This is a genomic window from Candidatus Bathyarchaeia archaeon (assembly GCA_035935655.1).
GTDB lineage: Archaea > Thermoproteota > Bathyarchaeia > 40CM-2-53-6 > 40CM-2-53-6 > 40CM-2-53-6.
In genome coordinates this window covers 1-2,413 of the sequence record DASYWW010000016.1, presented here as the reverse complement: position 1 = coordinate 2,413, position 2,413 = coordinate 1, and the positions used below count along the sequence as shown (strand labels likewise).

The following is a 2,413-nucleotide window of genomic DNA, read 5'->3' as shown; positions in this document are numbered from 1 at the left end:
ATTCAAAATGAGCTCCGCGGTCTTGATGAAGAGCCTCCTCTGTTGTTGTACCCTTCTACTCAGCGCAACTGCAAGATTCTCTTCGCCATCGCTCGCCGCTGCTAGCTTTTCGCCCCCAATTGACGTCCACCATCCCCTCCTAAGAAACCATCTGATCATATCGAGATTGCGCAGAAGTGCTCGAGCAGATAAGTGTGGCTAGAAGCAGGAACAGCAACGTGTTGGATGGAATGTGAAGATTGAAGTCAACGAAACTGTGCACGAGCAACGCCGCGCATGCAGCCAGACCTCCCGCAGTGAACGCGCGATCACTCGCATTGTGAGCCAAACGCCAGTTCTGAAGTCCCGCAATCAGTACCACCGCAATAAATCCCAGCCCAAGCAGTCCTCCCGCCCCACCCGTTTCCGCTAAGAATTCAAGATAATCGTTGTGCGCGTGGTCCACTGTCCTCTTATCGTAAAAGCGCGCGAAATGCGGATAGACTGTTTCAAGGGTCCCCAAGCCCGCGCCAATCCACCGATGAGACAGAAAAATGTTCCATGTGCCCCTATCCATTGTAACCCTCTGATTCGCTGTGATTGTAATCTCTGGAGTTACCGCAAATCGGTCTATGGTTGACCTTGCGCCCAGCCACAACGCCACGCCGACAATTACCATTCCCAACGACAGTGCGCCGATCAGCCTCCGGCGTTTTGCGAAAGCTTGAGGAGATAATATTGCGACCACGAAAACCGCCACTGCAAAGCTGACGATTCCTCCGCGCGAGCCTGACAGCAACAACGCAACAGTTGAAATGACGGTGAAAAGGACAAGCAATGGAGACTTATCACTCCGATGAGCTCGGTTAAAGAGCAGGGCAAGGCCAATCGGCGCCGTAAGCTCCACAAATCCCGCGAAATGGTCGCGGTTTACGAATGAAGCGAATGGCTCTGCTCCCTCAGGAACCGGAATCAACCAGTAGAGCTTGCCGTCAAACGTGAGGCGCTGGGCGATGCCAAAAAGGGCGAAGATAAAACTGAGTACCACAAGAAACCAGGCAAGTGAGGTTCGCTCTTTCGAGGTCCGGAATGTATTCGCGACTACGAAACAGAGCAAGAGGTACGCAACGACTTTCACAAATTCGACCTTTGTCGCATAGTGATAGGCGCTAAGGCCAAAGATCTGTTGCGCCCCAACAAGTACCGCTATTCCCAACATCGGGAAAAACAGCCAATTCCATTGCACATCAGCATAATCCTGCCTAATCGCTAGTGCTCCCCAGATCAAGAAGAGCAACGCGGCTCCGACTTCCACTGTCGCCACTCCCCACCATTCGACTCCTCCGAAGGCGGCCACAGTAAAGGCAATGAGCGAGCAAACGCCGTAATGAATAATTCTCACTTCAACTCCCTTTGCGATTCTGTGGAAATCAATGTCAAAGAAACATCATCCAACCAGACTGTTCCTCCAAGTTTGTTGTCGAGTTTCGCGCTCGGCAGTCGTCGCAGAATGACTTCAAGCAAGTCCGTAGTTGGAGGGATTTGCAGAGTTGTTTCAGTTTGAATCCATGAATTGTTGCCTGTCAAACTCGGCGTCAGGACTTGCAGCTCCTCCGGATGGTGTGGATCTACGATCTGAATTCTAATGCCGCTGTCTGAAGTGATATTTTCAGTTCGCAGGAAGGCGCTAAAACGATATCGCTGCCCGGGATGAACCGCCACGATCTGAAACAAATGTTCGAAGTTCAAGTTTGATTGGTCGCTGAACTTTATTCGAAGCGCGCGTTTACCGGAGTGGACGATTTTGCTGTCGAAAGTAAGCGTGTAGTCCTCATCCTGCAAATTGCGCCAATCAAATCCCCCTTCTAGCAAAGTTTCTTCGAAACCACCATCGAAAATGAGTGACCCACTCGGTGCGGGGTCCCGTGCCCAGCCAGTTGCAAGCAAGGCTTGGCTCCAGACCCTCTTGGCATCCTCAACGCGATCCTCGCCAATCAGTTTGTCCACCAATGGCAGGCTTCTAGACATGGGGAACGACTGTCCGAGGCCGAGCAACCGGGACCATGAAACCAAAGCAGCGTATGTCTGCCCTTGCGATACAAAGTAATCTATGGAAGTCAGGTACGCTCGGGTGGTTTCCGGCAAGGCTTGATTAATAATCACCTTGGCGTCCGGATTCGATTCCGAGCACTCTGAGAGCGCTGTCGTTTCAAGATCCGGGTCATTTGTGATGGCGTGTCGGATTTCAGAGAATCCAGCTCTGGAGTCTCCCTGGCGCAGCAGGAAATTTCCGTAGCGCCAGGCAACTTCGGCGGAAAGTGGGTAATCATTCCGCGCAGCTTCAAAGGCTTTGCGAGCATTCGCCAAGTCCCGTCGGGATTCTTCAATGCTCGCAAGATTTAACTGGTATTCTGCGGATAAGGGATCGATCCTG

2 protein-coding genes are annotated in these 2,413 nt (G+C 52.0%); both read right to left on the bottom strand.

Annotated elements, in window-relative coordinates; translation table 11 throughout:
* Nucleotides 1-139: 139 nt before the first annotated feature.
* Nucleotides 140-1,381: an O-antigen ligase family protein gene (locus VGS11_03845; protein ID HEV2119231.1), complete on the bottom strand. Its 1,242-nt coding sequence runs from the start codon at nucleotides 1,379-1,381 to the stop codon at nucleotides 140-142.
* The coding region (locus VGS11_03840; protein ID HEV2119230.1) for a hypothetical protein at nucleotides 1,378-2,413 on the bottom strand (1,036 nt) is incomplete at its 5' end. The genes VGS11_03840 and VGS11_03845, both read right to left, overlap by 4 nt.